General features: G+C 63.6%; 14 protein-coding genes, 1 tRNA gene and 1 riboswitch. Of the genes, 5 read left to right on the forward strand and 10 right to left on the reverse strand.

The window, feature by feature from the left end; translation table 11 throughout:
- The first annotated feature begins 31 nt into the window (after positions 1-31).
- Both FTO74_RS05275 and FTO74_RS05280 read left to right on the forward strand, forming a co-directional pair.
- Positions 32-2,401: a TonB-dependent receptor gene (locus FTO74_RS05275; protein WP_162537204.1), complete on the forward strand. Its 2,370-nt coding sequence runs from the start codon at positions 32-34 to the stop codon at positions 2,399-2,401.
- A gap of 149 nt (positions 2,402-2,550) precedes the next feature.
- Positions 2,551-3,798, forward strand: coding sequence for a hypothetical protein (locus tag FTO74_RS05280; protein ID WP_162537205.1), 1,248 nt, complete (start codon positions 2,551-2,553; stop codon positions 3,796-3,798).
- 82 nt (positions 3,799-3,880) lie between these two features.
- Here the strand turns inward: FTO74_RS05280 and FTO74_RS05285 are convergent, their stop codons facing one another.
- From FTO74_RS05285 to FTO74_RS05295, 3 genes are all read right to left on the reverse strand, one after another.
- Positions 3,881-5,230 carry a voltage-gated chloride channel family protein gene (locus FTO74_RS05285; protein WP_255462512.1) on the reverse strand — a complete coding sequence of 450 codons (1,350 nt, stop codon included), beginning with the start codon at positions 5,228-5,230 and terminating at the stop codon, positions 3,881-3,883.
- 13 nt (positions 5,231-5,243) lie between these two features.
- Positions 5,244-5,316, reverse strand: a riboswitch (Fluoride riboswitch).
- Positions 5,317-5,414: 98 nt separating this feature from the next.
- Entirely contained in the window at positions 5,415-5,660 is a 246-nt protein-coding gene (locus FTO74_RS05290) for a zf-HC2 domain-containing protein (RefSeq protein WP_162537207.1), read from the reverse strand.
- Positions 5,660-6,304: a sigma-70 family RNA polymerase sigma factor gene (locus FTO74_RS05295; RefSeq protein ID WP_162539709.1), complete on the reverse strand. Its 645-nt coding sequence runs from the start codon at positions 6,302-6,304 to the stop codon at positions 5,660-5,662. The genes FTO74_RS05290 and FTO74_RS05295 overlap by 1 nt, the downstream gene beginning before the upstream one ends.
- A 261-nt stretch (positions 6,305-6,565) precedes the next feature.
- Here FTO74_RS05295 and FTO74_RS05300 point away from each other — a divergent pair, with 261 nt between their 5' ends.
- Positions 6,566-8,947 carry a transglycosylase SLT domain-containing protein gene (locus FTO74_RS05300; protein WP_255462513.1) on the forward strand — a complete coding sequence of 794 codons (2,382 nt, stop codon included), beginning with the start codon at positions 6,566-6,568 and terminating at the stop codon, positions 8,945-8,947.
- 28 nt (positions 8,948-8,975) lie between these two features.
- Positions 8,976-9,064 (forward strand) — tRNA-Leu (locus FTO74_RS05305).
- 9 nt (positions 9,065-9,073) lie between these two features.
- Here the strand turns inward: FTO74_RS05305 and FTO74_RS05310 are convergent.
- The 3 genes from FTO74_RS05310 to FTO74_RS05320 all read right to left on the reverse strand — a co-directional run bounded on the left by FTO74_RS05310 (position 9,074) and on the right by FTO74_RS05320 (position 15,448).
- Positions 9,074-10,210, reverse strand: a complete 1,137-nt coding sequence (locus FTO74_RS05310) for a helix-turn-helix transcriptional regulator (RefSeq protein ID WP_162537208.1) — start codon at positions 10,208-10,210, stop codon at positions 9,074-9,076.
- A 308-nt stretch (positions 10,211-10,518) separates the two neighbouring features.
- Positions 10,519-12,765, reverse strand: coding sequence for a tetratricopeptide repeat protein (locus FTO74_RS05315; RefSeq protein WP_162537209.1), 2,247 nt, complete (start codon positions 12,763-12,765; stop codon positions 10,519-10,521).
- Between the two features lie 40 nt (positions 12,766-12,805).
- On the reverse strand, positions 12,806-15,448 hold the full coding sequence (locus tag FTO74_RS05320) for a M14 metallopeptidase family protein (protein WP_162537210.1): 2,643 nt from the start codon (positions 15,446-15,448) through the stop codon (positions 12,806-12,808).
- 238 nt (positions 15,449-15,686) lie between these two features.
- On the opposite strand from FTO74_RS05320, the gene FTO74_RS05325 reads away from it, so the two are divergent.
- Positions 15,687-16,697, forward strand: a complete 1,011-nt coding sequence (locus FTO74_RS05325; RefSeq protein ID WP_255462514.1) for a radical SAM protein — start codon at positions 15,687-15,689, stop codon at positions 16,695-16,697.
- Here FTO74_RS05325 and FTO74_RS05330 read toward each other — a convergent pair.
- The 4 genes from FTO74_RS05330 to FTO74_RS05345 form a co-directional block, all read right to left on the reverse strand.
- A complete protein-coding gene (locus FTO74_RS05330; protein ID WP_162537211.1) occupies positions 16,694-18,214 on the reverse strand; it encodes a hybrid sensor histidine kinase/response regulator in 1,521 nt (506 codons plus the stop codon). The genes FTO74_RS05325 and FTO74_RS05330 overlap by 4 nt on opposite strands.
- Positions 18,196-18,624: a response regulator gene (locus tag FTO74_RS05335; RefSeq protein WP_162537212.1), complete on the reverse strand. Its 429-nt coding sequence runs from the start codon at positions 18,622-18,624 to the stop codon at positions 18,196-18,198. The genes FTO74_RS05330 and FTO74_RS05335 overlap by 19 nt, the downstream gene beginning before the upstream one ends.
- Before the next feature lie 5 nt (positions 18,625-18,629).
- Complete coding sequence (locus tag FTO74_RS05340; RefSeq protein ID WP_162537213.1) at positions 18,630-20,060, reverse strand: sensor histidine kinase; 1,431 nt, start codon at positions 20,058-20,060, stop codon at positions 18,630-18,632.
- Between the two features lie 141 nt (positions 20,061-20,201).
- Entirely contained in the window at positions 20,202-21,290 is a 1,089-nt protein-coding gene (locus FTO74_RS05345; RefSeq protein WP_162537214.1) for a Gfo/Idh/MocA family oxidoreductase, read from the reverse strand.

Genomic DNA, 21,290 nt, shown 5'->3' on the forward strand with positions numbered 1-21,290 from the left:
GAATGAACCAAAAACACTTCATGGAGAAACAGTGAGCCAAAGAGTTTTTTCAGCAGCAATCGTCGCCGTGGGGATGGTCTGTGCCTCATCAGCCGTAGCCCAGCAGGAGCAGGTCGCACAGGGCGCAACCGATCCGCAACAGCAGAAGGTCAACCTGACCACCTCGGACTCGGTCACCGTAACCGCCACGGGCGAGGTCCGCAGCGAACAGTCCATCGACTCTCGCATCTTGCAGGAAGCCGCTCCCGGCACCAGCCCCATCGCGTCGCTCGCACGGCTGCCCAGCGTCAGCGTCACCTCGGCCGACCCCTACGGCGCTTACGAGTGGGCGCTGCGCATCTCGGTGCGCGGGTTCAACCAGAACCAGCTTGGCTTCACGCTCGACGACGTACCGCTCGGCGATATGTCCTACGGCAACCTGAACGGACTGCACATCAGCCGCGCCATCATCGACGAGAACATGGGACGCGAGGTGCTCTCGCAGGGCACTGGCGCGCTGGAGACGGCTTCGACCAGCAACCTGGGCGGTGCGATCCAGTTCTACTCGGACGACCCGATGGACAAGCAGCACTTCTCCATCGCGCAGACACTCGGCAGCTTCGACGGCCACCGCACCTTTGCACGCTACGACAGCGGCCTGCTGCCGACGCACACCAAGTTCTACATCGACGGCGTCTACCAGCTCTCGAACAAGTGGAAGGGCGCGGGGCAGATCAACCAGAAGTACTTCCAGTTCAACACCAAGCTGACGCAGTTCGTCGGCAGCAAGGGCGTCTTCACCTTCTACGCCGACTACTCCAACCGGATCGAGGTCGATTACCAGGACCTGAACAAGATCTGGGCGCAGAAGCTGGGCTACTACTGGGATAACTTCGGCGACTGGGGCAAGTCGATCCAGGCGGCGAACGCCTGCAATGGCAACGGCAGCTATCCTTCGCCGGTCAACGTGCTGGCATCCAATGAAGACCCTTGCGACGCGGCCTACTACGGCGGCGGCGGCCTGCGCCGGGACTTCCTGACCTACGTGAACTATAAGACGGCCCTGACCGACCATGTGACCTGGAAGACGACCGCCTACGGCCACTACAACACCGGCCGCGGACTGTGGTTTACGCCCTACCAGCCCACGCTGGCCCAGGGCGGTGCGGTCGTATCGCCCATCTCCGAGCGCACCACCGAGTACGGCATCCGGCGCGGCGGCATCCTCAGCTCGGTCGCGTATGAGACCAGCCGCAACCTGCTCGAAGGCGGCTTCTGGTACGAGAAGGAGAGCTTCGATATCGCACGGCGCTTCTATGCGACCAGCATCGCCAGCCCGTTGCAGTCGCTCTACGACTTCCCCTCGAACCCCTTTGCCACGCAGTGGGCCTATAACTTCCCCACGCAGCTCTTCCAGATTCACTTGCAGGATCGTTACAAGATCACTCCGAAGGTCAGTGTTTCGGCGGGCTTCAAGACCTCCGAGACCTACGCGACGGGCAACCTGACGGAGTTCAATACGGGTATCCCACTCTCACCGGGGCTCGTCCCCAATGCTGCGAACTATGCGCAGGGCAGCCTGCAGTCAGGCAAGCCGTTCCTGCCACAGGTTGGCGCGAACTGGAAGCTGAACAGGAACAACGAGGTCTTTGCCGATGTGGCCGAGAACGTGCGTGCCTTCCAGATGGGCGGCAACGGTATCGCCACCTCGCCCTGGGGTACGACGCAGCTCGGGTTTGACGCGCTGAAGACCACGCTGAAGCCGGAGAGCTCGTGGAGCGAGGAGGTTGGCTATCGTTATAACGATAAGCGGCTGTCCGCGCAGGTGAACTACTTTCACGTCAACTTCAGCAACCGTCTGCTGGCGATTCAGCAGGGCCCGGCTATCGCGGGCGGCGCGTCGCTGCTGTCGAACGTCGGCGGTGTGACGACCAACGGTGTCGACGCGGCGGCGTCGGTGCAGATCGCCTCGGACTGGACCTTCTACAACGCGGTGACCTACAACAAATCCACCTATGACTCGGATGTGCAGACGGCCACCGGCCCGATCGAAACGGGTGGCAAGGTGGCGGTGGACACGCCGGAGTTCCTGTACAAGGACGAGCTTTCTTATAACAAGAAGGGCTTCAGCGCGCACATCGGGGCCGATTACATGTCGAAGCGGTACTTTACGTATACCGACGACAGCAGCGTCGATGGCCGCTTCCTTGCTGACTTCGGTACCAGCTACCACGTCGATGAGGTGGGCCTGTTCAACGAGCTGAAGCTGCAGTTCAACATCTATAACCTGGCGAACGCGAAGTACTTCTCCTCCATCGGGACCAACGGCTTTATCGCCAAGGACCCGACGCAGGTGGCCAACAACACGTTGCAGGTAGGCGCGCCGCGAACGTTCACGGCGACTCTGTCGGCGAAGTTCTAAACGCAGCAACATGCGGTAGAGGCGGGTGCGGAGAGAATTCGCACCCGTTTTCTTTTGCCTGGTCTTCAGGCTGGCTTAAGGCTGACGGCATAGCGTCGCGATAGATGATTATCCTGCGGCGGTTGTGTTGTGCTGAGATGTCGGTCTTGATGTTTTGCTTGACTGCTGTGGGTACGTGCCAGGAGATTGGGCGGGGTACGCCGCTGACGATTCAGCTCGATGCCAAGGTGCCGATGCGGGTGGGGCAGGCGTTGAACGGGCATCTGCTGCATCCGGTGTTTCAAAATAACCGGCTAGTGCTGCCCGAAGGCACGGCGGTTCATGGGACGGTCATCGCGCTGCGGACGGATAAGAGACGTCGCGTGCGCGGGCGGCTGCGTGGGGATTTCACTCCGTTCCATGTGCCGGTGGTGCGGTTCGATGAGGTCGTCGGGCCGGATGGGCGCGCGGTGAAGCTCCAGAGCGGGACCGCTACCGACGGTGCTCCGGTGTACAGTCTGGTTGCGCCGCCGCCGTCGAAGGGCGGGTTCCTGCATCAGGAGATCGGCTATGCCAAAACGGCGCTGAAGGGCGATCTGGAGGTTGTGACCGGGCCGGACAAGGGGGCTCGGTTTGTGGCGTTTGTTTACTCGCAACTGCCTTATCATCCGGAGTCGATCGGCAAGGAAACCGCGTGGACGACCGAGGTGGCCGAGCCGCTTATTGTTGGTGCGGGGGCCGGTGAGGCTTCGGTTGAGATCGCAACCGCGAGGGGGGACCAGCCTGCGGCGTGGATGTTGAAGGCTTACCTGCAAGATGGATTAAGCTCGGAGACCTCGCACACGGGCAGTCAGGTGGTCGCGCTGGTCGCCGAGCCGGTCTTCAACCCGGACCACACCATCGCGGTGCCGCAGGGGACGAAGCTGCTGGGGAGCGTGACGCAGGCTCGTCCGGCGCGGTGGTTCGCCCGCTCCGGGGTGCTGCGGTTTGATTTTCGCCAGATGGAGCTACCGGGAGCCAAAGTGACCAGTGTGCAGGCGACCATGAAGGCCGCCGACTCGGGCGATGCGGCTCTGGCGCTGGACTCCGAGGGGCAGGCCAAGCCCAAGCCGAAGGACAAGCTGGCTCTGCCGCTGGCTCTGGCGCTGCTGGCCTCGCGACCGCTGGACCCGGATGGGCATCATCAGGATCTGAAGAACGCTGGGGGATCGAACGGGTTTGGGATCATCGGGCGCGTGGTGGGGATCGCGGCTGGCTCGGCGGAGCTGGCGGCGGGGATTGGGTACTATCAGGCGATGCTCTCAACCTATGACCGGTGGGTGGCCAAGGGGAAACGAGTGGTCTTCCCGAGGGATACGAGGATCGTGATCGAGACGACAGCAAGGCGTGGGCACTTCGTGCCGTCCTCGGGGCGGTAGGGGAAAGTTAGCTTCTGAGGGCCTCCCGCTGGTCGGCAGCGAGCATTTTTATTCCCGACCAACGTGAGGAGCACGCGAAGCTTCAAAAAGGCGTGCTAACGCCCGCCCTCCGCGTAGGAGGCCCGTCCGGCAGGACGTGTTCTTTTGCTGCTACCAGCTCTGGGTGGTCGGAGGGCGCGGGGGCCAGCTTGCTGTAGCCGGGAACCTTGCCGAAGCCCAGCCGCTGTGCGGAGTAGATGCCGTCGTGGCCGGAGAAGAGATAGCTGAGCACGCAGGCCACGGCGCAGAAGGCTCCGGCCTCGCCGCCGAACAGCTCGAAGGCCATGAAGGTTGAAGCCAGCGGCGTATTCGCCGCCCCGGCGAAGACCGCCACGAAGCCCATTCCAGCGAGCAGCGACGTGGGCAGCGGCAGGATGTTCGAGAGGGCGTTCCCCAGCGTCGCGCCGATGTAGAAGAGCGGCGTGACCTCTCCGCCCTTGAAGCCCGTGCCCAGCGTGACCGAGGTGAAGACCGTCTTGGCGGCGAAGTCCCAGATGGGTAGCTGGTGATCGAAGGAGGCGACGATGGTGGGGATGCCGAGGCCGACGTACTTTGTGGTGCCGAGGCTAAAGACGGCCACGGCCACCAGGACGCCGCCCACAACCGGCCGCATCGGGGCCGAAGGGATGAGTTTAGACAGGTGGCCGATCGCGTGGGTCAGGCGGGCAAAGAGCAGAGCCATCAGGCCGAAGCAGATGCCCGCGGCCACCGCCGAAAGCAGGGTGGTGACCCCCAGCGGAGGCAGCTCGTGGACCGTGTAGACGGTGTGGTGGACGTGCCAGGCGCGGGTCGTCAGGTCTCCGGCGAAGGCGGCCAGGGTGCAGGGGACGAGCGCCTCGTAGGTGAGCGCGCCGAAGGCCAGCACCTCCATCCCGAAGACCGCGCCCGCCAGCGGAGTGCCGAAGACCGAGGCGAAACCGGCGCTGATGCCGGTCATCAGGACGATGCGGCGGGTGAGCGGCGATAGGCGAAAGAGGTGGGTGAGCTGGTCGGCGAGCGAGGCTCCGGTCTGGATGGCGGTGCCCTCGCGCCCAGCCGAGCCGCCGAAGAGGTGGGTGATGATCGTTCCGGCCAGGATGAGCGGCGTCATGCGCAGCGGAATGACGCCCGTGGGGTTGTCTATCTCTTGCAGAATGAGGTTGTTACCCGCCGCGACGGACTGTCCCACCCGCTGATAGACCCAGCCGACACCGTACCCGGCGGCAGGCAGCAAGGCGATGATCCAGTGGTGCGCTTCGCGCACGTCGGTGGCCCAGTTGAGCGAGACCAGCAGCAGGGCCGAGGCGGTGCCGGCCAGTGCGCCGACGAGCGTGGCCAGCGGAATCCAGCCCAGAAGATCGGTGAGGATGCGCCACTGATCGTTTGCGGTTTCGACGAGAGTCGTTTTAGACAAAGCTCCTCCTACTTGAAGCGCAGGAGTCATCAGCTCTGCTCAGAAAAAGCAGGCGGTTTCGGCGGAACCCCATCGCCAACCGATTTTTCACCACGTTAGCAAGGCCCCGGCGTGGCGTCAATGCTGGAAATTTGCAGAACTTCGGCGTTAGGGCAGGGAGGTACGGCAGAGGGGAGGTCTCGGCTTAGCTCTTGTGGCTGTGGCCGTAGCACTTGCTCATGATGGTCGTACGCAGGCGCTCACGAGCATCGACCGGGAACTCGTAGAGTTCGTGGTCGCGATAGATGTTGATGGTTTTGGTCGTGGAGTCGAGAACGACCTCGCAGTGTTTGCACTCGGCGATATGATGCTCGACCTCCGCCAGAAGCTCCGGGGAGACCACGCCGTCGAAGAAATCGGTGAGCTGGGATAGGAAATCTGTGCACGTCATCAGGAGTTGCCGTCCTTCTTCTGCCTAAAATATCGGCTTAACCGCTCGCGAAGTTGAAGTCGCGCGCGGAGAAGTCGGGATTTGACGGCAGGAACACTCAGCCCAAGAGCCTCGGCTGTCTCTTCCGTCGACAGGTTTTCGATGTCGCGAAGGGTGAAAACGGTTCGAAAACCTGGAGGCAGGCCCTGAATTGTCTTGCGTAGGATGTCCGACAGCTCGGATTGACCGTAGAGCTGCTCGGGATTCGGTCTCCACTCAGCAAAGTCGCGGGGGATGGAGCCCTCGTCGGTCTGAACATCCTGGTCCATCGAGACGGTCTTGCTGGTCTTGCGCTTGCGCAGCCGCATCAGGCTCTCGTTGACCGCGATGCGCACCAGCCAGGTGGAGAACTTGGAGTTGCCCTGGAACTGGTCGAGCTTCTGGAATGCCTTGAAAAAGGCGTCCTGGGTGATGTCCTCGGCGTCTTCTCGGTTCTGGGTGATGTGCTGGGCGACGCGGAAGATCTGCCGGTCGTACTGGCGGACGAGCTGCTCGAAGGCGCTGCTGTCACCGGCCCGGGCGCGCTCCACCAGAGCGACGTCGGGGTGAATCTCCTCGGCGTCGGCCGCAATCTCCGCGATCCCCGGCGGCAGAGGCTCGGCCATCAGGTCCGGGTCCTGAATACTATCCGGGACCGGGGAGGGGAGTGTGGACGAGATGGAGGCTTGGGGAGCAGGCATATGTTCTTAGGACCACAAACTGCTTTTTTGATGATAAATGGCTTATGACCGAAGGGCAATGAGAGGCGTCGGAGCGGTGCTCGGCGGTAACCCGTTCTGGGCCGTGAGTATCTGGTGTGGTTCTATTTTGGTATATGGACCCCGGTTGAGGATGCCAGAGGGCGCGGGGCAGCTTAGAGTGGCAATATGGGTGTTTCGGGAAAGACGATGGGGTGGGAGCAGAGACAGATGCGCCGCCTGTTGCAGATTGCAGGAGCTTGCACGCTGGCCGGGCTGATGGCCGCGCCGCTGGCGGTGGGGGCTGCTCCGCAGAAGAAGCCCCATGCGGTGGCGGGGAAGAAGAAGGCAGCAAAGGCAGCGACGAAGCACCCTGCTGTGGGCAAGGGCGGCAAGAGCACTCGCGCTTCAAGGGCGGCCGCCGCGAAAGAGAGCAAGGCCAGCAAGGCGGAGCGGGCAGCGGCTGAGGCAAGGATTCTGAAGCTCTCGAACGCGTTTGTCGCCTCGGCGCAGCTGCGGCCGATGGCCCAGCAGTTGGCGTCCACTCGGTCCGCGACGGCCTACTCGGCGGTTTCGAGCTATGCCCAGGCCCATCCGGGTGCGGGCGCGGCGACGGCTTACCTGGCGCTGGGGCACGCTTACATGCTGGACCGCCGCTATCCCGAAGCGGAGGACTCCTACCGGCAGGCCACGCGCAGGGACGACTCGTTGAGCGACTATGCGGATTACCTGGGCGCGCAGGCTGCCTTGCAGGCCAACCGCGCCACCGATGCTTATGAGCTGCTGGCCCGCTTCGGCGACCGGCACCCCGGCAGCATCTTTGTGGCCAGCGCGCCGATCCTGCTGGCGTCGGCCTACCTGCAACAGAACGACGGCACGGGCGCGCTCACGGTGCTCGAGCCGATGGTGGGTACGGCGGCGGCTGACCATGTGGATTTTCAGTACGCGTTGGCACGGGCTTACCAGTTGCAGGGCAATACGGCCAAGGCCGCTCCGCTCTTTCGCAGGATCTTCGAGACGCAGCCATTGACCAACGAGGCGGCCCAGTCACGCACACAGTTGCAGGCGATGGGGATGCCCGCCAGCGCAGCCGCGCGCAAGGTGCATGCGGACCAGCTCTTCAACTCCAAGCACTACAGCGAGGCCAGCGCCGAGTACAACGCCATCAAGAACGACCCCAGCCTGGGGCAGGCGGATCGCGATGCACTCGAGATCTATATGGCTGTCTGCAACCTGAAGCTGAAGCACCTGAGCCGACGCGACGTGGAGAAGCTGCCGGTGACCAACGACGACAGCGCGGCGCTGAAGCTCTATCTGCTGGCCGAGATATCGCGCACCGAGAAGAACCGCGTGGAGCATGATGGGCTGATCGCGCAGCTGGTTGACCGCTACCCGTCCAGCCGCTGGACTGAGGAGGCGCTCTACTCGGGCGGCAACATGTACCTGCTGACACACGATGCCGAGCAGGCGATCTATCACTATAAGCTGCTGGTGGAGAAGTTTCCGAACAGCGTCTATGCGCCCTCGGCCCACTGGCGGGCGGCTTGGATGAACTACCGGCTGCGGCGATACGCCGAGGCGGCTCGGCTGATGGACGAGCAGGTGGTGCGGTACGGCGCGGGGATCGAGGCTCCGAGCGCGCTCTACTGGCGGGGGCGCATCTTCGAGGATGAGGAGCACGACTTCGGGCAGGCGATGAACTACTATCGCTCGCTGGCGGCGGCTTATACCAACTTTTACTATGCCAATCTGGCGCGGCAGCGGCTGACGGTGCTGAAGACGCAGAGCCGCGCGGAGCCTGCGCCTGCTCCGGCACTGGCTTACGTGCGCAAGCTGACGATTCCGCCGCTGACGAACTCGGTGCCCGAGGACGATCCCCATGTGGTGAAGGCGAAGCTGCTGGCCAATGCAGCGCTGAACGAGTACATCGGGCCGGAGATACAGGCCAGTCCGGGGGCGGGCGAGTGGGGCGCTCTGGCGCAGGCGCAGATCTATGCCTCGTACGGCGAGCACACGCGGGCCTTGCAGTCGATGAAGAAGTCAGGGATCTCGTTCTTCTCGCTGCCGACGAGCGAGGTGCCGATGGAGTACTGGCGGCTGATGTTCCCGCAGCCATACTGGGGCGAGCTGGTGGCGAGCGCGGAGAGCAACGGGCTGGACCCGTACCTGGTGGCGGCGCTGATCCGGCAGGAGTCCGAGTTCAACCCCGGAGCGGTGAGTCCGGCGCACGCCTACGGGTTGATGCAGCTGCTGGGATCGGTGGGCAAGGAGAACGCGAAGAAGGAAGGGTTGAAGCACTTTCAGACCGTGCAGTTGCTGGAGCCGGGCGTGAATCTGAGACTGGGCACGCGTAACCTGAAGGCGGTGCTGGACCGCTTTGGCGGCCAGACCGAGTATGCGCTGGCCGCCTACAACGCGGGAGACGTGCCGGTGCGGCAGTGGATGGCGGCGGGCGACTACAAGGACATGGCCGAGTTCGTGGAGTCGATTCCGTACACGGAGACGCGGGAGTACGTGCAGGCGATCGTGCGCAACCGCGAGCTTTACCGGACGCTGTACCCTGCGAGGTAAGGCTCGAGGTGGGGTAGCATGGTGGTAGGCCCGGATGGTGAAATCGGCAGACACAGCGGACTTAAAATCCGCAGGAGATAACCCTCCGTGGGGGTTCAAGTCCCCCTCCGGGCACCAGAATTACGCCTAAACGCTAGGCAGGGTAAGCATCAGCTTCATCAGCTCGGCCTGGCGACGCGCCCCGGTCTTGGCGAAGATTCTTTTGCTGTGAAAGCGTACCGTCTCGAGCGCCAGACGGAGGCGTCCGGCGGCCTCCTGCAGGGTCAGCCCCTCGGCCAGCAGGTCGGCCAGACGAGCCTCGGATGGGGTGAGACCGTACAGGGCGCGCAGAATGGCTGCCTTGGATGGCGGGCGAAGCGTCGGGTCGCCGATGAAGACCAGCGCGGCCAGCATCGAGCAGCCGGGTAGCAACGACCGATAGGGAACCACCGTCAGTTGCAGGGGCGCGGCCTGGGAGCGGCGGCGAACCAGCAGCGACGTACTGGCCGGGGAGACGGCGAACTGGCCGTTGATCGCCTCCGCGATTGCAGTCCTGATGCGGGTGTTCTGCGCCGAGTCCAACAGCGCCAACTGGCGGTTGAGGATGCGGACTCCGTCGTCGGCGAGCACCAGAGCCTCGGCCTTGCCGCTAGTGAAGATGACCTTGCCATCCTGATCCAAGCCCAGCACTGCGTGGTCGAAGGCGTTGAGCGCGGCCTCGAGGCCCAGGATGCGGGAGTTCGTCTGCATGAGCTGCAGGTGCAGCGACAGGGCGCGGCGCAGGTGGGGCAGCAGCGTCTGGTAGACGAGGCCCTCGTGCTCCTTGAACGGGCCCTTTGCGTGCGGCCGCTGGCAGGTGATATAGGCAGCGGGCAGATCGCCCCGGAGCGGCACTTTGATGCCCATGCTGTAGTGCATGTCATAGGGCACGAAGAAGTCATTGTAGAACTCGGTCTTGACCAGGTCTCGGTCCGGCATGGCGTGGTGAGCATAGCGCACCTCGCCGTCGACGAACATTGCATCGCAGCGCTGCATGAGCGGATTCACCGCGGAGTAGTACCCGGCGTAGGCATTCCATGCATCGGGGTCGGTCCGGGTCATCGAGAAGAGCTGATCGTCGGGCATCCGGGCGAAGAGCGTGGTGGATTCGCCGTGGATGTTCCGGGCGATGCCCTCGAGTACGTTGGTCCACAGCTCCGGCTGCTGCACGGCGGCGTAGATGGTCTCGATCAGCTCGAGCAGGTGGTTGGTGCTTCCAAAGGCAGCTTCGGGATTCTCGAACATGAAAAGCTCTCGTGTGTATCCGCAAAAAAAAGCACAGAATTCCCGGTTCCGGAGATGAGGCCGGAGGGAAGAGAAAGTATTGATTTGTGGGCCCTTAGCGAGATTTAAGATATCTCTCGGACATAAAACAGGCAAGAACTTTCGGAAAACTCCCATCTGGGAGAGAGGAAAAAGTGGGACGGGGATGCGATATTGACAGGATTGCCTGGATTCTGCCTCTTGGCCGCCGCTTCAGCAATATGATCAACCCGGCTGGGCGGATGGATTGCCGCGGATCGCCCGAGCAGGCGGTACTTTGGCGCGGAGCCTCAGTGAGAGGCCTCCGGCGCGAGCTTGGCGGCCCTGGCCTGTGCGCGCAGCGCCTGCTCCTGCTGGCCGGTGGCGGCATACAGGGCGGCCAGCACCTTCCAGCGGCTGGCGGCGTCCGGAGTCTCTTGCACGGCTCGTTCCCCTGCCGCGATGGCCGCGGGCCAGTTCGCAAGCTGGCTGTAGGCGGCTACCTGCACGTCGTCGATGGCGGCTCTTGCCGCAGGGGTGTTCTCCGGCAGCGTGCGCGCTGCGTCCTCCAGAGTTTGTAGCGCGGCGTTCACCTCACCGCCGAGCACCTCCGCTTTGGCCAGCGATAGCTCGACCGTAACGACGGGGCGGGCAGAGAGCCGCAACGTCTGCTGGAAGGCGTGGGTCGCCTCCGTATAGCGGCCCTGGCGGGCGTAGAGCAGGCCAAGCTGATTCCACGCGGCATCGGACTCGTGCAGCTTTAACGAGCTGCGGAAGGTGTTTTCCGCGTCGCCGAACTCATTGCGTGCGGTCTGCAACTGGCCGTGCAGCAGCAGCAGCGAGCGGTCATCCTGAGAGATCTGCCATGCGCTTCCCAGTGCTCGCTGTGCGTCCTCATTCCGGCCCAGCAGAAAGTAGAGCACGGCGGCGTTAGCGAGCCGCTGGTAATGCTCCATGAGTGTGCGGCGGTTCTCTGGGGGAAGGGTAGTGGAGACAAGCTGCACACGCTGGCAATCGACCTTGGGCATAGCCTGCGGCAGCGCGTCGTTGCGTACGAAGACGATGGCTGTCGGATCAAAGTAGACGGGCGACCACTGGCGGCTTGCGCAGTCGTTGCTAAGAGGGATCGCCTCGACTCCCCAGAAGCGCGAGAGCGGCAGGATCACCGTGCGGATGTGGTATCGCTCCGCCGCACGGCTCCACTCGGAGGAGTCGAGCGGCAGGCTGCTGAGCCGCATCTGCTCGGAGACGATGCGGTCGCCGAAGGGAAGATAGCGGCCGTCGGCGAAATCGCGATAGTGCGGGCCGAGCCTCCAGGTGAGATAGCTGCTCAGGTTGAAGGTGGAGAATAGCTCCGTCGGGAGATGGTGGGCCTCGATAAAGGCTGCGGCGTCTTGTGGGAGCCACCACGAGGCTCCTGCGCCGAAGAGGGTGATCTGATCCTCGCGCAGGGAGGTGCGGTCGGCGACGATGTCATCGCAGCGCCAAGCCACAAAGATTATCGCCAGAGCTACTGTTACCCAACTGAAGATCGGTCGCCATGTGGAACCGGTCGGTAGCTGTAAATCTCGAAATGCCTCGCCTGCGATGAGGCACGCAATCGGTAAGAAGATTCCCTGTGTGCGAGCAGATAAGAGACATGCGATGAAGGCGAAGGCCAGGAAGAGGGCGAGTCCGAATCGCTTTTTGTAAAGTAGCAGAGCTATTGCGACGACGGAGGCGGCAAGCATCCACCAGATGGCGCTGATTGGCGAGAGCAGTTGCAGCCCGTGCCAGGAGAACTCGCGGTACAGCGGCGTCAGCTCCACGATGACGCTGGACTGCAACGTCGAGACCCGCTCCTGTGCTGCGATGGCGCTGTAGATGCGCGGTCCCCACGGGTTGAGCAGCGTGCAGATAACGCTGGCGATGATCCACGGAGCAGCGGCTCTGAGCTGGCGGCGAGCCTTGTCGCGCTTGGATGCCTGCATGAGGTCGATAGCTTCGGCAGCGAGATAGCCCAGCATCAACCCCAGCCCGGCGATGAAGCCGGTGTGCAGGTTGATCCATAGGGCCATTAACAGAGGCAGCAGCCATAGCCTGCGACTGTTGCCCTCGAGGTAATACGACAGGAGCAGGCGCGTGTACGCCGCCGCGAGAACAATCGTGAAGAGTCCCGAACGCGGGATCATCTGTCCGGCGAGCGAGGGGACAGCGATCAGCAGCAGGAGCAAGACCGCTGGCTTGCTACGCACAGCTACGATGGCGAGCGTGGCCAGTACAGCCAGCGCGCAGAGCCACGAGATGGCTGCGTAGCCGCCGATTGCTAACAGGTTCCGGAAGACGATGCCCGCAAGCGGAGGGTAAACCCACGGCGCACCGGGCACAGTGTACGAGAGTGCATCGACCGAGGACCACGGGTTGCGAGCGTCGGCCATCTGCCAGCCCAGGTCGAAGTCGGCCACGGTGCGAAGTCCGTCGATGGCTCCGTAGACCAGCACGAGGACCAGCAGTGCGAAACGGATTGCCGGTCTTGATGTTGCTGCTGGTGTAGGTGCGGAGAAAGCTCGCGATGCCATGTTTTCAGCATGACATCGCGAGCTTGAATATTCCAGGCAGCTACTGGGCCGTATGGGGAGCAGACTCCGCCGACCAGTACAACGCGTTGAAGAGCAAGGGGAAGGTGGCGTGAGTCTGGGCGCGGTGCTGCGGGCGAATCCCGAAGAGGACGACCTTGCCGGGACTCATGTCGATGGCCACCACGGCAGCCTTGCCCAGTTGTAGCTCCTCTCCGCGCAGCCAGCCCGAGGCCATCGCGCTCACGTTCGGATAGCGCGCCACGATGTCCACCTTCTGGGTCGAGAAGCCGTCGGAGACCTGGAAGAACGGCGAGTTGATGTAGAAGCCATACGTCGCCTCGGCCACGCCGTAGCCCACCGGATGCGCCGTATCCACCTGTAGATTGACGATGGTGCCTGGCGCGAAGTGCTGCGAGTTGGGCAGCGTTGCCTTCAGGTCTTTGACGGGCAGGGGCAGCTTGTCGATCAGCAGCCCGCAGGCATCGCCCAGCGCCACCAGCGTGCCGCCGTCGTGGACGAAATCCTCCAGCGCCTTCCAGCCCTCTTCGCCGATGCCGCCCTGGTACTCCGTTGGCACCGTCTTGCCGCTGCGGCCCTCGAGGATATCTCGGGTCCGGGCATCGGGCAGGATGATGGCGTCGAAGCGGTCGTGCAGCTTGCCCGCCTTCACGTCGGTGTTGTGCAGCGTGGTGTAGGGAAACTCGTAGTGCTCGAGCACCCAGCGCGTCCAGCCCTCGTCCATGTTCTGCGTCCACGATTGGTAGAGGCCCACGCGTGGCTTGCGAACTTCCGTGCCCGCATCGAGCGTCGGGGAGGTCTTCGCCGTGCTCACGTCATAGCCATCGGCCGCTTTTTTCCACGCATCGGCGGTCGCGTTGGTCTCGGCGAAGACGGCATCGCCGCCGTGTGCCTTGGCGAAGCTGACCTTGGCTCCATCCTTCAGCAGGCGGTTGACCACGACTGAGCTGGAGGCTCCGTTGTAGGGGAATGCCCAGCCTGACTTGGTCTTCTCCGCGCTCAGCATGGGCTTCGGCGTCGCCGTTACCTTTTCGAGCTGAAGATCCTTGGCTAGAGGCGTCTTTGCATACACGGTCTGCACGCCGAACTGCATCCCCAGTGACCACGCGGCCACGTCGTAAGGAGCCTCCGCCAGCGCACCGGGAGCGCGGCGCACCTCGGGGTAGTACTGCTTCTCCAGCAGGTCCTTCACGTAGCGCCCGAAGACCTGGTTGAATGGCACCACAAAGGTTCCGGCGGCGTAGTGTTTGCCGTCCTGATCGAAGGCGCTGGGCGCGCGGTAGACATCGACGCCGCCGATCATCAGCTTGTCGATCAGTTCGATGGACTCGTTGCCGTCGTGCTGTTCGGAGACGGGGATCAGCGCGGCGTAGTTCTTGTCTTTGCCCTCGCCGATGTCGCCCTTCGCGCCCATCTCGATGGTGCGTTTATTAATGCCGTAGATCTGGCTCAGCAGCTTCAGGCGGCTGTCGGCGGCGGCGTCGAGCAGCCCCAGCGTGGCGGTCATCTCGTAGTCGACGATGTCGCCGAGACGCCACGTTCCGCCCAGCCACGGACGCGCGTAGTCCATGCGCGAGGTGAGATCGCGCGGCGGCGGAAGCGGGTCTTCCGGAGTGCCCAGGGCGCGCACCTGCTCGCGTACGCCCTCCGAAGATCGGCCTCCCGAAGAGGAGACCGACGCCTCACCCGGCCGCAGCGGATTGGCCTTGCGCTGCGTGATCGGCGAGGCGACGCGTGCGCTGGCTACCTCGGTCAACAGGCCCACCTGGTTGTGCCACCACCCTGTCCACGCCATCGCGCCGGGCCAGAAGTTCGTGTAGGTCGAGTTGTAGCTGATGCCGATCTTGCCTTCGGCTTCGAGGCTGGCGGCCTGCTGCTGGCCGTAGATCGTCGTCAGCCGGTAGATGAGCGGATCGACGTTGGGGTTGATGGGATCGGTGGCGGGCATGGTGAAGATGCGCGAGCCCTCGCTGCCTTGCTGGTGCTCGTCCAGCCAGATGGAGGGGTACCAGTCGTGCCAGAGGATCTGGGCGGCCATGCGGCTCTCTTTTTGCGAGAAGAGATACTCGTCGCGGTTGTCGTCGTGGCCCACGTAGGGGTGCCAGAGGTAGGGCAGGTTGCTGCCCTCGTACTGCGTGCCCAGGTATTTGTTGTACCAGTCGGTCACCATGATCTGGCCGTCGGGATTGAGCGATGGCACCAGCAGCAGGATGTCGTTGTCGAGGATCTTCTGCACCCGCTCGGAGTTTTCGGTCGCCAACTTGTAGACCAGATCGACCGACTCCTGCGAGGAGCCGATCTCGGCGGAGTGGATGTTGTTGGTGATGAGCACGACCGACTTGCCGGTCTTGAGGATTGTGTCGCGCTCGGCGTCGGTGGGCGCTCCGCCCTGGAAGTAGAGCTTCTTCTCGAGCGATTTGTAGTGATCGAGGTTCTTGATGGTGTCGGCTGAGGCGACTTCAACCATGATGAAGGGATTGCCCAGTGTGGTCGGCCCGATGGTGACCACACGCACGCGGTCGGAGACGCTGGCTACCTTCTGGAAGTACTCGACGATCTTGTCGTAGCGGGCGAGCTTGGTGTCGGTTCCCATCTTGAAGCCGAAGAACTGTTCGGGCGTGGGAACCTGGGCCTGAGCAACCGACGATGCCAGGGCAGACAGCAAAAAGGCAAGGGGAAGGACACGAACTCCTCGGCAGATCTTCATAAGACGCCTCACTGGATAGTTCCGGGAATGGAGATCATCATATCGTGGAGTCCCTCATACTCGCAGCATGAAGTCTTCTATTCCGCGGGGAATATTCCATAAGGAATAAAATAAGAGCAGGAGAAATCTCATCGTCACTCTCAGCGAACTCAGACGCAAGGTTGCAAGCTGCGAACGCATCTCGGCCGACGAGGCGTTGTGGCTGTGGAAGAACGGCAGCGATGCCGAGTTGCGCGAGCTGGCTACTCAGGTCCGTGCCCGCTTCCACGAGCCTTCGGCTTGTACCTATCTGGTCATGCGCATCGTCAACTACACCAACGTCTGCGTGGCCCAGTGCGACTACTGCGCCTTCTACCGCTTACCCGGTCAGGAGGGCGGCTACGTCCTGAGCCAGGAGCAGGTCTTCGCCAAGCTGGACGAGCTGCTCACCCTCGGCGGCGATCTGGCGGCTTTCAATGGAGGCTTCAACCCGCATCTTCCGCTCGCGTACTACTGCGACCTCTTCGCCTCCATCCGCGCCCGCTACGGCGATCAGTTGGAGTTCTACGCGCTCACCATCGCCGAGTTCATGTACCTCGCCGACCACGCCAAGCTCAGCTATGCCGAGGCGGCGGAGCGGTTCCAGCAGGCGGGCGTGCGCTGGATCACGGGCGGCGGTTCCGAGATTCTGACCGAGGACTTCCGGCGGCGGCACAGCAAGTTCAAGTACACCGTGGCACAGTACTTCGAGGCCCAGGCGGCTATCGTGGCGGCAGGGCTGAAGACCACGACCACCATGGTCATCGGCTTCGACGAGACGATCGAGGAGCGCATCGAGCATCTGGAACGAACGCGGCAGTTTCAGGACCAGACCGGCGGCTTGGCCAGCTTCCTCTGTTGGACTTACAAGCCCTACTTCACCCAGATCGGCGGCATCGAGATCTCGACCGGCGAGTACCTGCGCCACCTCGCGCTGAGCCGTATCTTCCTGGACAACGTGCCCCGAATCCGGACCTCGGTGCTGACCCAGAACGAGCGGGCGCTCGAAGGACTGCTCTACGGCGCGGACGACTTCGACCTGCCGATTGAGGATGAAGTGACCCAGAAGGCGGGTGCGACGATCAGCCTGAACTTCGAGCGCATCCTCAGCGTGGCGCGTGAACTCGGTTTCGAGCCGACCTACCGGCATATTCCGGAGCCACAGCTTGCTGTTGAAAGCGCCGTTTAGCCGATCGGCTCCGCTGCCTCAGGCACGCCCATCCCAATCGGAATGAACAGCCGGAAGACGGTCCCCCCGGTTGCCTCCGGCGTGCTCCTGCGGCTTTTGAGGCGCAGAAAACCCTTGTGGCGATCCACAATCTCGCGCGACACCCACAACCCCAGGCCGGTGCCGGTGATGCCTTTGGTGGAGAAGAACGGCTCGAAGATGCGGCTGCGGGTGGCGGCATCCATGCCGGTGCCGGTGTCGGCGATGGTGATGCCCACGCCTTCGCGGCCCGAGATCCAGTCTCGCGTGTAGGAGGTACGGATGATGATCTTGCCGCCTCCGTTCAGCGCGTCGATGGCGTTGCTGATGAGGTTGACCACTACCTGCCGGATCTCGCCGTCGTAGGCCTCGACCTCGGGGATCTTGCGCTGCTCCCACACCACCTGAATCTGGTGCTGCCGCATCCGCAGGTCCAGGACGACGAGCACGCTCTCGATCAGCTCGTTGACGTCGGTGAAGACCGGCCAGGTCGATCCCCGATAGAACTTCAGGGTCTGAACGGTGATCTGCGCCACACGGTTCAGCTCCTTCTGCGATAGCTCCAGATAGCTGCGCGCCTCGGGTTCCAGGTTGCTCTGCGCCAGCAGGTACAGGCAGTTCGTGATGGCTTCGAGAGGGTTATTGATCTCGTGCGCGATGGAGGCTGCGAGCCGCCCCGCGACGGCCAGTTTTTCGGTCCGGCGCAGGACCTCCTCACTCTTTTTTTGCAGCGTCAGGTCGGCGATGAAGGCCGCGGCCAGCCTGTCCTCGGCGCGTGTCTCCGGGTTCAGGACCGCGGCTCCGACCAGCACCTCCATCGTGCGCCCGTCGCTGGTGACGCAGATCTGTTCGGATGGCTCGGCGGAGATGGCGGGCTCGATCAGCGGGATGAGCTGGGGCAGCAGGGAGGCGACGCGGATGGTCCCTGAGGCCAACTGCCCGGCGGAGTAGCCGAGCAGCCGTTCGATGGCGGCGTTGGCATAGGTGACGTTGCCCGCGGCGTCGGTGATGAGCAGACCCAGCGGCATGGCCTCGACCAGACGGTGGAAGCGGGACTCGCTGGCCGTGAGGGCCAGCTCGGCGGCGCGGCGGTGTCCGCGTGCGGAGGCCTCCTTCAACTCGCGCTCGATGGCCGGGACCAGACGGGTCAGGTTCTGCTTGGTCACGTAGTCATGAGCGCCCGCCCGCATGGATGCGACGGCTGTCTCTTCTGAGACCGCGCCCGACATCATGATGAAGGGAAGATCGCGCCCCGAGGACTTGAGCAGTTGGAGACCGGCGGGGCCGCTGAAGGTGGGCAGGTTGTAGTCCGCCAGCACGACGTCGATGGCGTGCGAGTCGTTGAGCGCCGCGATCATCTCGGCCTCGGTCTCCACCCGCATGATGCGGGGTAAGAATCCGTTCCGCCGCAGATGGCGCTCCAGCAGGAGAGCGTCGTCGGCATTGTCCTCGATGAGGAGTACCTCGAGAGGTTGGGGGGCTACGCCTTGGGTGGGCATTCGTTCAACAGGAGCCAGTACATTCCAAGTTGTCGAGTGGCCTCGGCGAAGTCGTTGAAGTTGACGGGTTTGCGGATGTAGCTGTTGACCCCCATCTTGTAGCTGGCGACCAGGTCGCGCTCCTCGTCGGACGAGGTCAGAATGACGACCGGCAGCATCAGGGTGCGCTCATCGCTGCGGATGCGCCGCAACACCTCAAGTCCGTCGACCTTGGGCAGCTTCAGGTCGAGCAGGATCACCTGGGGTTGCATGGGCTCCGGCCCGAAGAGGATATCGAGCGCTTCTTCCCCGTCGTGGGCTACCTTCACCTCGTTGGCGATGCTTGATTTTTTAAGGGCACGGATGGTGAGAAGCTCATGATCGGGATCGTCTTCGACCAGCAAAATCAGCTTGGTGGGATCAGGAGCCATGGGAGCTATCCTAACGTAAACCAAAAGATCGCGCCACGATCTACGGTGCTGTAAGCCCATATGCGGCCGTGGTGGCGGCGTATGACGCGGGCGACGGTGGCGAGGCCGATGCCTGAGCCCTTGAAGTCCTTGTCGCCGTGCAGGCGGTTGAAGGCGTTGAAGAGCTTATCGGCGTAGTGCATATCGAATCCGGCCCCGTTGTCCTTGACGAACCAGGCTTTTTCTTTCTTGTCCCAGCCAAAAGAGACGTGGGGATAGGGCACCTTGGAGGAGAACTTGACCGCGTTGCCGAGCAGGTTTTCGAGCGCGACCTGCACCAGGGCCGGGTCGGCGAAAGCCGTAAGCCCCTTCTCGATCTCGAAGTAGACGGTGCTGCCGGGGTTCTCGGCCTTCAGGTCTTCGACGACGGCCTCGGCTATCTGGGAGAGGTTGCAGAGCTGGGGCAGGATCTCGGCGCGGGTGATGCGCGAGAGTTGCAGCAGCGCGTCGATGAGCTGGCCCATGCGCTGCACCCCCGAGCGCACGCGGCGGATGTAGTCGCGGCCCGCCTCATCCACCGCGGCGGCGTAATCTTCCTCGAGCGCAAGGCTGAAGCCGTCGATGGTGCGCAAGGGGGCGCGGAGGTCGTGCGAGACCGAGTAGCTGAAGGCCTCCAGCTCGCGGTTCGTGGTCTCCAGCTCCGCCGTGCGGGCGCGGACGTTCTCCTCGAGCGTCTCGTTCAGCCTCCTGACTTCGGCGGCCCTGGCGTCTGACTCGGCGCGTGCGGCGGCCAGTCGCAGAGCCTGCTCCTCGGCCTGAATCCGGAGGCCCTGCTCCTTCCGCAGGTAGCGCAGCATGAAGAGAATGAGCAGCAGGTCCAGGCAGCTCGCAAGGATGATGGCAACGGTGGTCCGCCGGTCGTTCGAGCGGGCGCTGGCGGTGCGGATCTGCAACAGGTGGCGTTCGTCCTGCTCCATCCGGTCGGCGATGGCGCGCAGCCGGTCCATCTGCAGCCTGCCGGTGCCGCTGAGCACCGTGCTGCGCACCGAATCCAGCTCGCCGCCGCGGCGCACCGCGATGCCCTGCGCCAGCAACGACAGCCGCTCCTCCATGATGGCGCGTATCTCGCGCAACCGCTGCTGATGGGCTGCGTTGTCCGCAGTCAGGTGTTGAAGGGTATCCAACTCGGCCGGCAGCGCCCGCGTGCCGGTAATGTAGGAGGTCAGGTAGCTCTCGTCGCCGGTCAGCAGATAGCCGCGGCAGCCGGTCTCCGCATCCTTTACCGAGCCCATCACGCGCTCAACCTGATCGATCACCTGCCAGGTGTGCTCGACCCACTGCTCGCTCTGCAACAGGCTATCGACGGCGCGAATGGCGAACCATGCATTAGCCGCGACGACTAGGATCGCGACCGCCAGCAGGGTGATCACGATGGGACGTTTAGTGAGGCGCTTCATCTCTGGCGTCCATTCTAGGGTGTATCGAGAGGTTCAAAGGGCGGAATTTGCAGAATCCCGACACAATGGTAAGAGTGCCCTCGCGCCGGGGCATTTCGTGCTGTGATGGACGTTGCGTGGGTTCGGTTGCTCCGGCTTTGGTTACAGCTCCAAAGGCTCGCCCCCTCGGGCGCTGGAGCGGTAGGCGGCCTCGACCAGGGCCATGGTCTCGTAGGCGGACTCGAAGCTGGTGGGAAGCTTGGTCGCGGAGCCTTCGGCGAAGGCTTGCAGCGCGCCCATGCTGCCCATGAAGGCATCGGGAAACCAGTTGCCGTTCACCGGCAGGTTGTGCCAGTCTCCTGGCTCCGCGCTGCGCTCGATGTACGAGAGCGTGTCGGGCACACCCTTGGGGTAGTCGAGGTTGACACCCATGTCCATGCGGATGGCCCCATCCGTGCCCTCCCACTGGACGAAGCTGCGCTGGCTGGCCGCGGAGAGGTCATGGCCGTGGTTGGTCACGATGAAGACGCGCCTGTCGTCGCCGTAGTCGAGGATCATGGACGACTTGGTGGCGGCCAGATGGGCCGAGTCCGGGTTGGGATTGCGGACGGTTTTGGCGTAGATGCCGCGCGGCGTGCCGAACCATGACCGGGCCAGATCGAGGTAGTGGATGGAGTGGTAGAGGATCTCGAGGCGCGGGGCCTTGGCCAGAAATGTCCACAACTTCCAAGGGGTATAGGTGCGGACCTGCACCTCCATATCGTGCAGCGTGCCCAGCAGGCCCGCCTTGGCCAGAGCCGCTGCTCCCAGGTTGTTGGGGGCGTAGCGTAGCTGGAAGTTGACGGCGGCGGTGAGGCCACGGGCACGGCAGAGGTCGCGGATGGCGCGGGCCTCTTCGAGCGTTTCGCCCATGGGCTTCTGGATGAGCACCGCCGCGCCCTCGGGGAGCAGTGGCAGGACGTTGAGAAGCTGCGAGGCGGGGACAGCCACGTCGAAGACGGCGTCGGCGGGGGCGAAGCGGATGGCCTCGGCGACAGAGTCGAAGGCATGGGGGATGTGGGCCTCGGCTGCCAGCTCGATGGCGCGGCTGGGGGCGCTGTCGGCGATGGAGATGACCGGAAATCCGGCCTTGGCGTAGGCGGGAAGGTGAGCCGCCTTGACGATGCCGCCCGCGCCGAGGACGACGATGGGCCGGGGAACCCTGGGGCGCGGAGGGGCGGAGGCGGCTACAGCTTGTTCGTAGAGGCTCAT

It is taken from the genome of Granulicella sp. WH15, from assembly GCF_009914315.1.
Lineage (GTDB): Bacteria > Acidobacteriota > Terriglobia > Terriglobales > Acidobacteriaceae > Edaphobacter.

Coding starts and splice junctions, on each gene's coding strand:
- FTO74_RS05315 (WP_162537209.1), bottom strand. CDS start 12,765: ATGGCATCGCGAGCTTTCTCCGCACCTACACCAGCAGCAACATCAAGA.
- FTO74_RS05290 (WP_162537207.1), bottom strand. CDS start 5,660: ATGACGTGCACAGATTTCCTATCCCAGCTCACCGATTTCTTCGACGGC.
- FTO74_RS05340 (WP_162537213.1), bottom strand. CDS start 20,060: ATGAAGCGCCTCACTAAACGTCCCATCGTGATCACCCTGCTGGCGGTC.
- FTO74_RS05280 (WP_162537205.1), top strand. CDS start 2,551: ATGTTTTGCTTGACTGCTGTGGGTACGTGCCAGGAGATTGGGCGGGGT.
- FTO74_RS05300 (WP_255462513.1), top strand. CDS start 6,566: ATGGGTGTTTCGGGAAAGACGATGGGGTGGGAGCAGAGACAGATGCGC.
- FTO74_RS05310 (WP_162537208.1), bottom strand. CDS start 10,210: ATGTTCGAGAATCCCGAAGCTGCCTTTGGAAGCACCAACCACCTGCTC.
- FTO74_RS05330 (WP_162537211.1), bottom strand. CDS start 18,214: ATGCCCACCCAAGGCGTAGCCCCCCAACCTCTCGAGGTACTCCTCATC.
- FTO74_RS05295 (WP_162539709.1), bottom strand. CDS start 6,304: ATGGCCGAGCCTCTGCCGCCGGGGATCGCGGAGATTGCGGCCGACGCC.
- FTO74_RS05335 (WP_162537212.1), bottom strand. CDS start 18,624: ATGGCTCCTGATCCCACCAAGCTGATTTTGCTGGTCGAAGACGATCCC.
- FTO74_RS05345 (WP_162537214.1), bottom strand. CDS start 21,290: ATGAGCCTCTACGAACAAGCTGTAGCCGCCTCCGCCCCTCCGCGCCCC.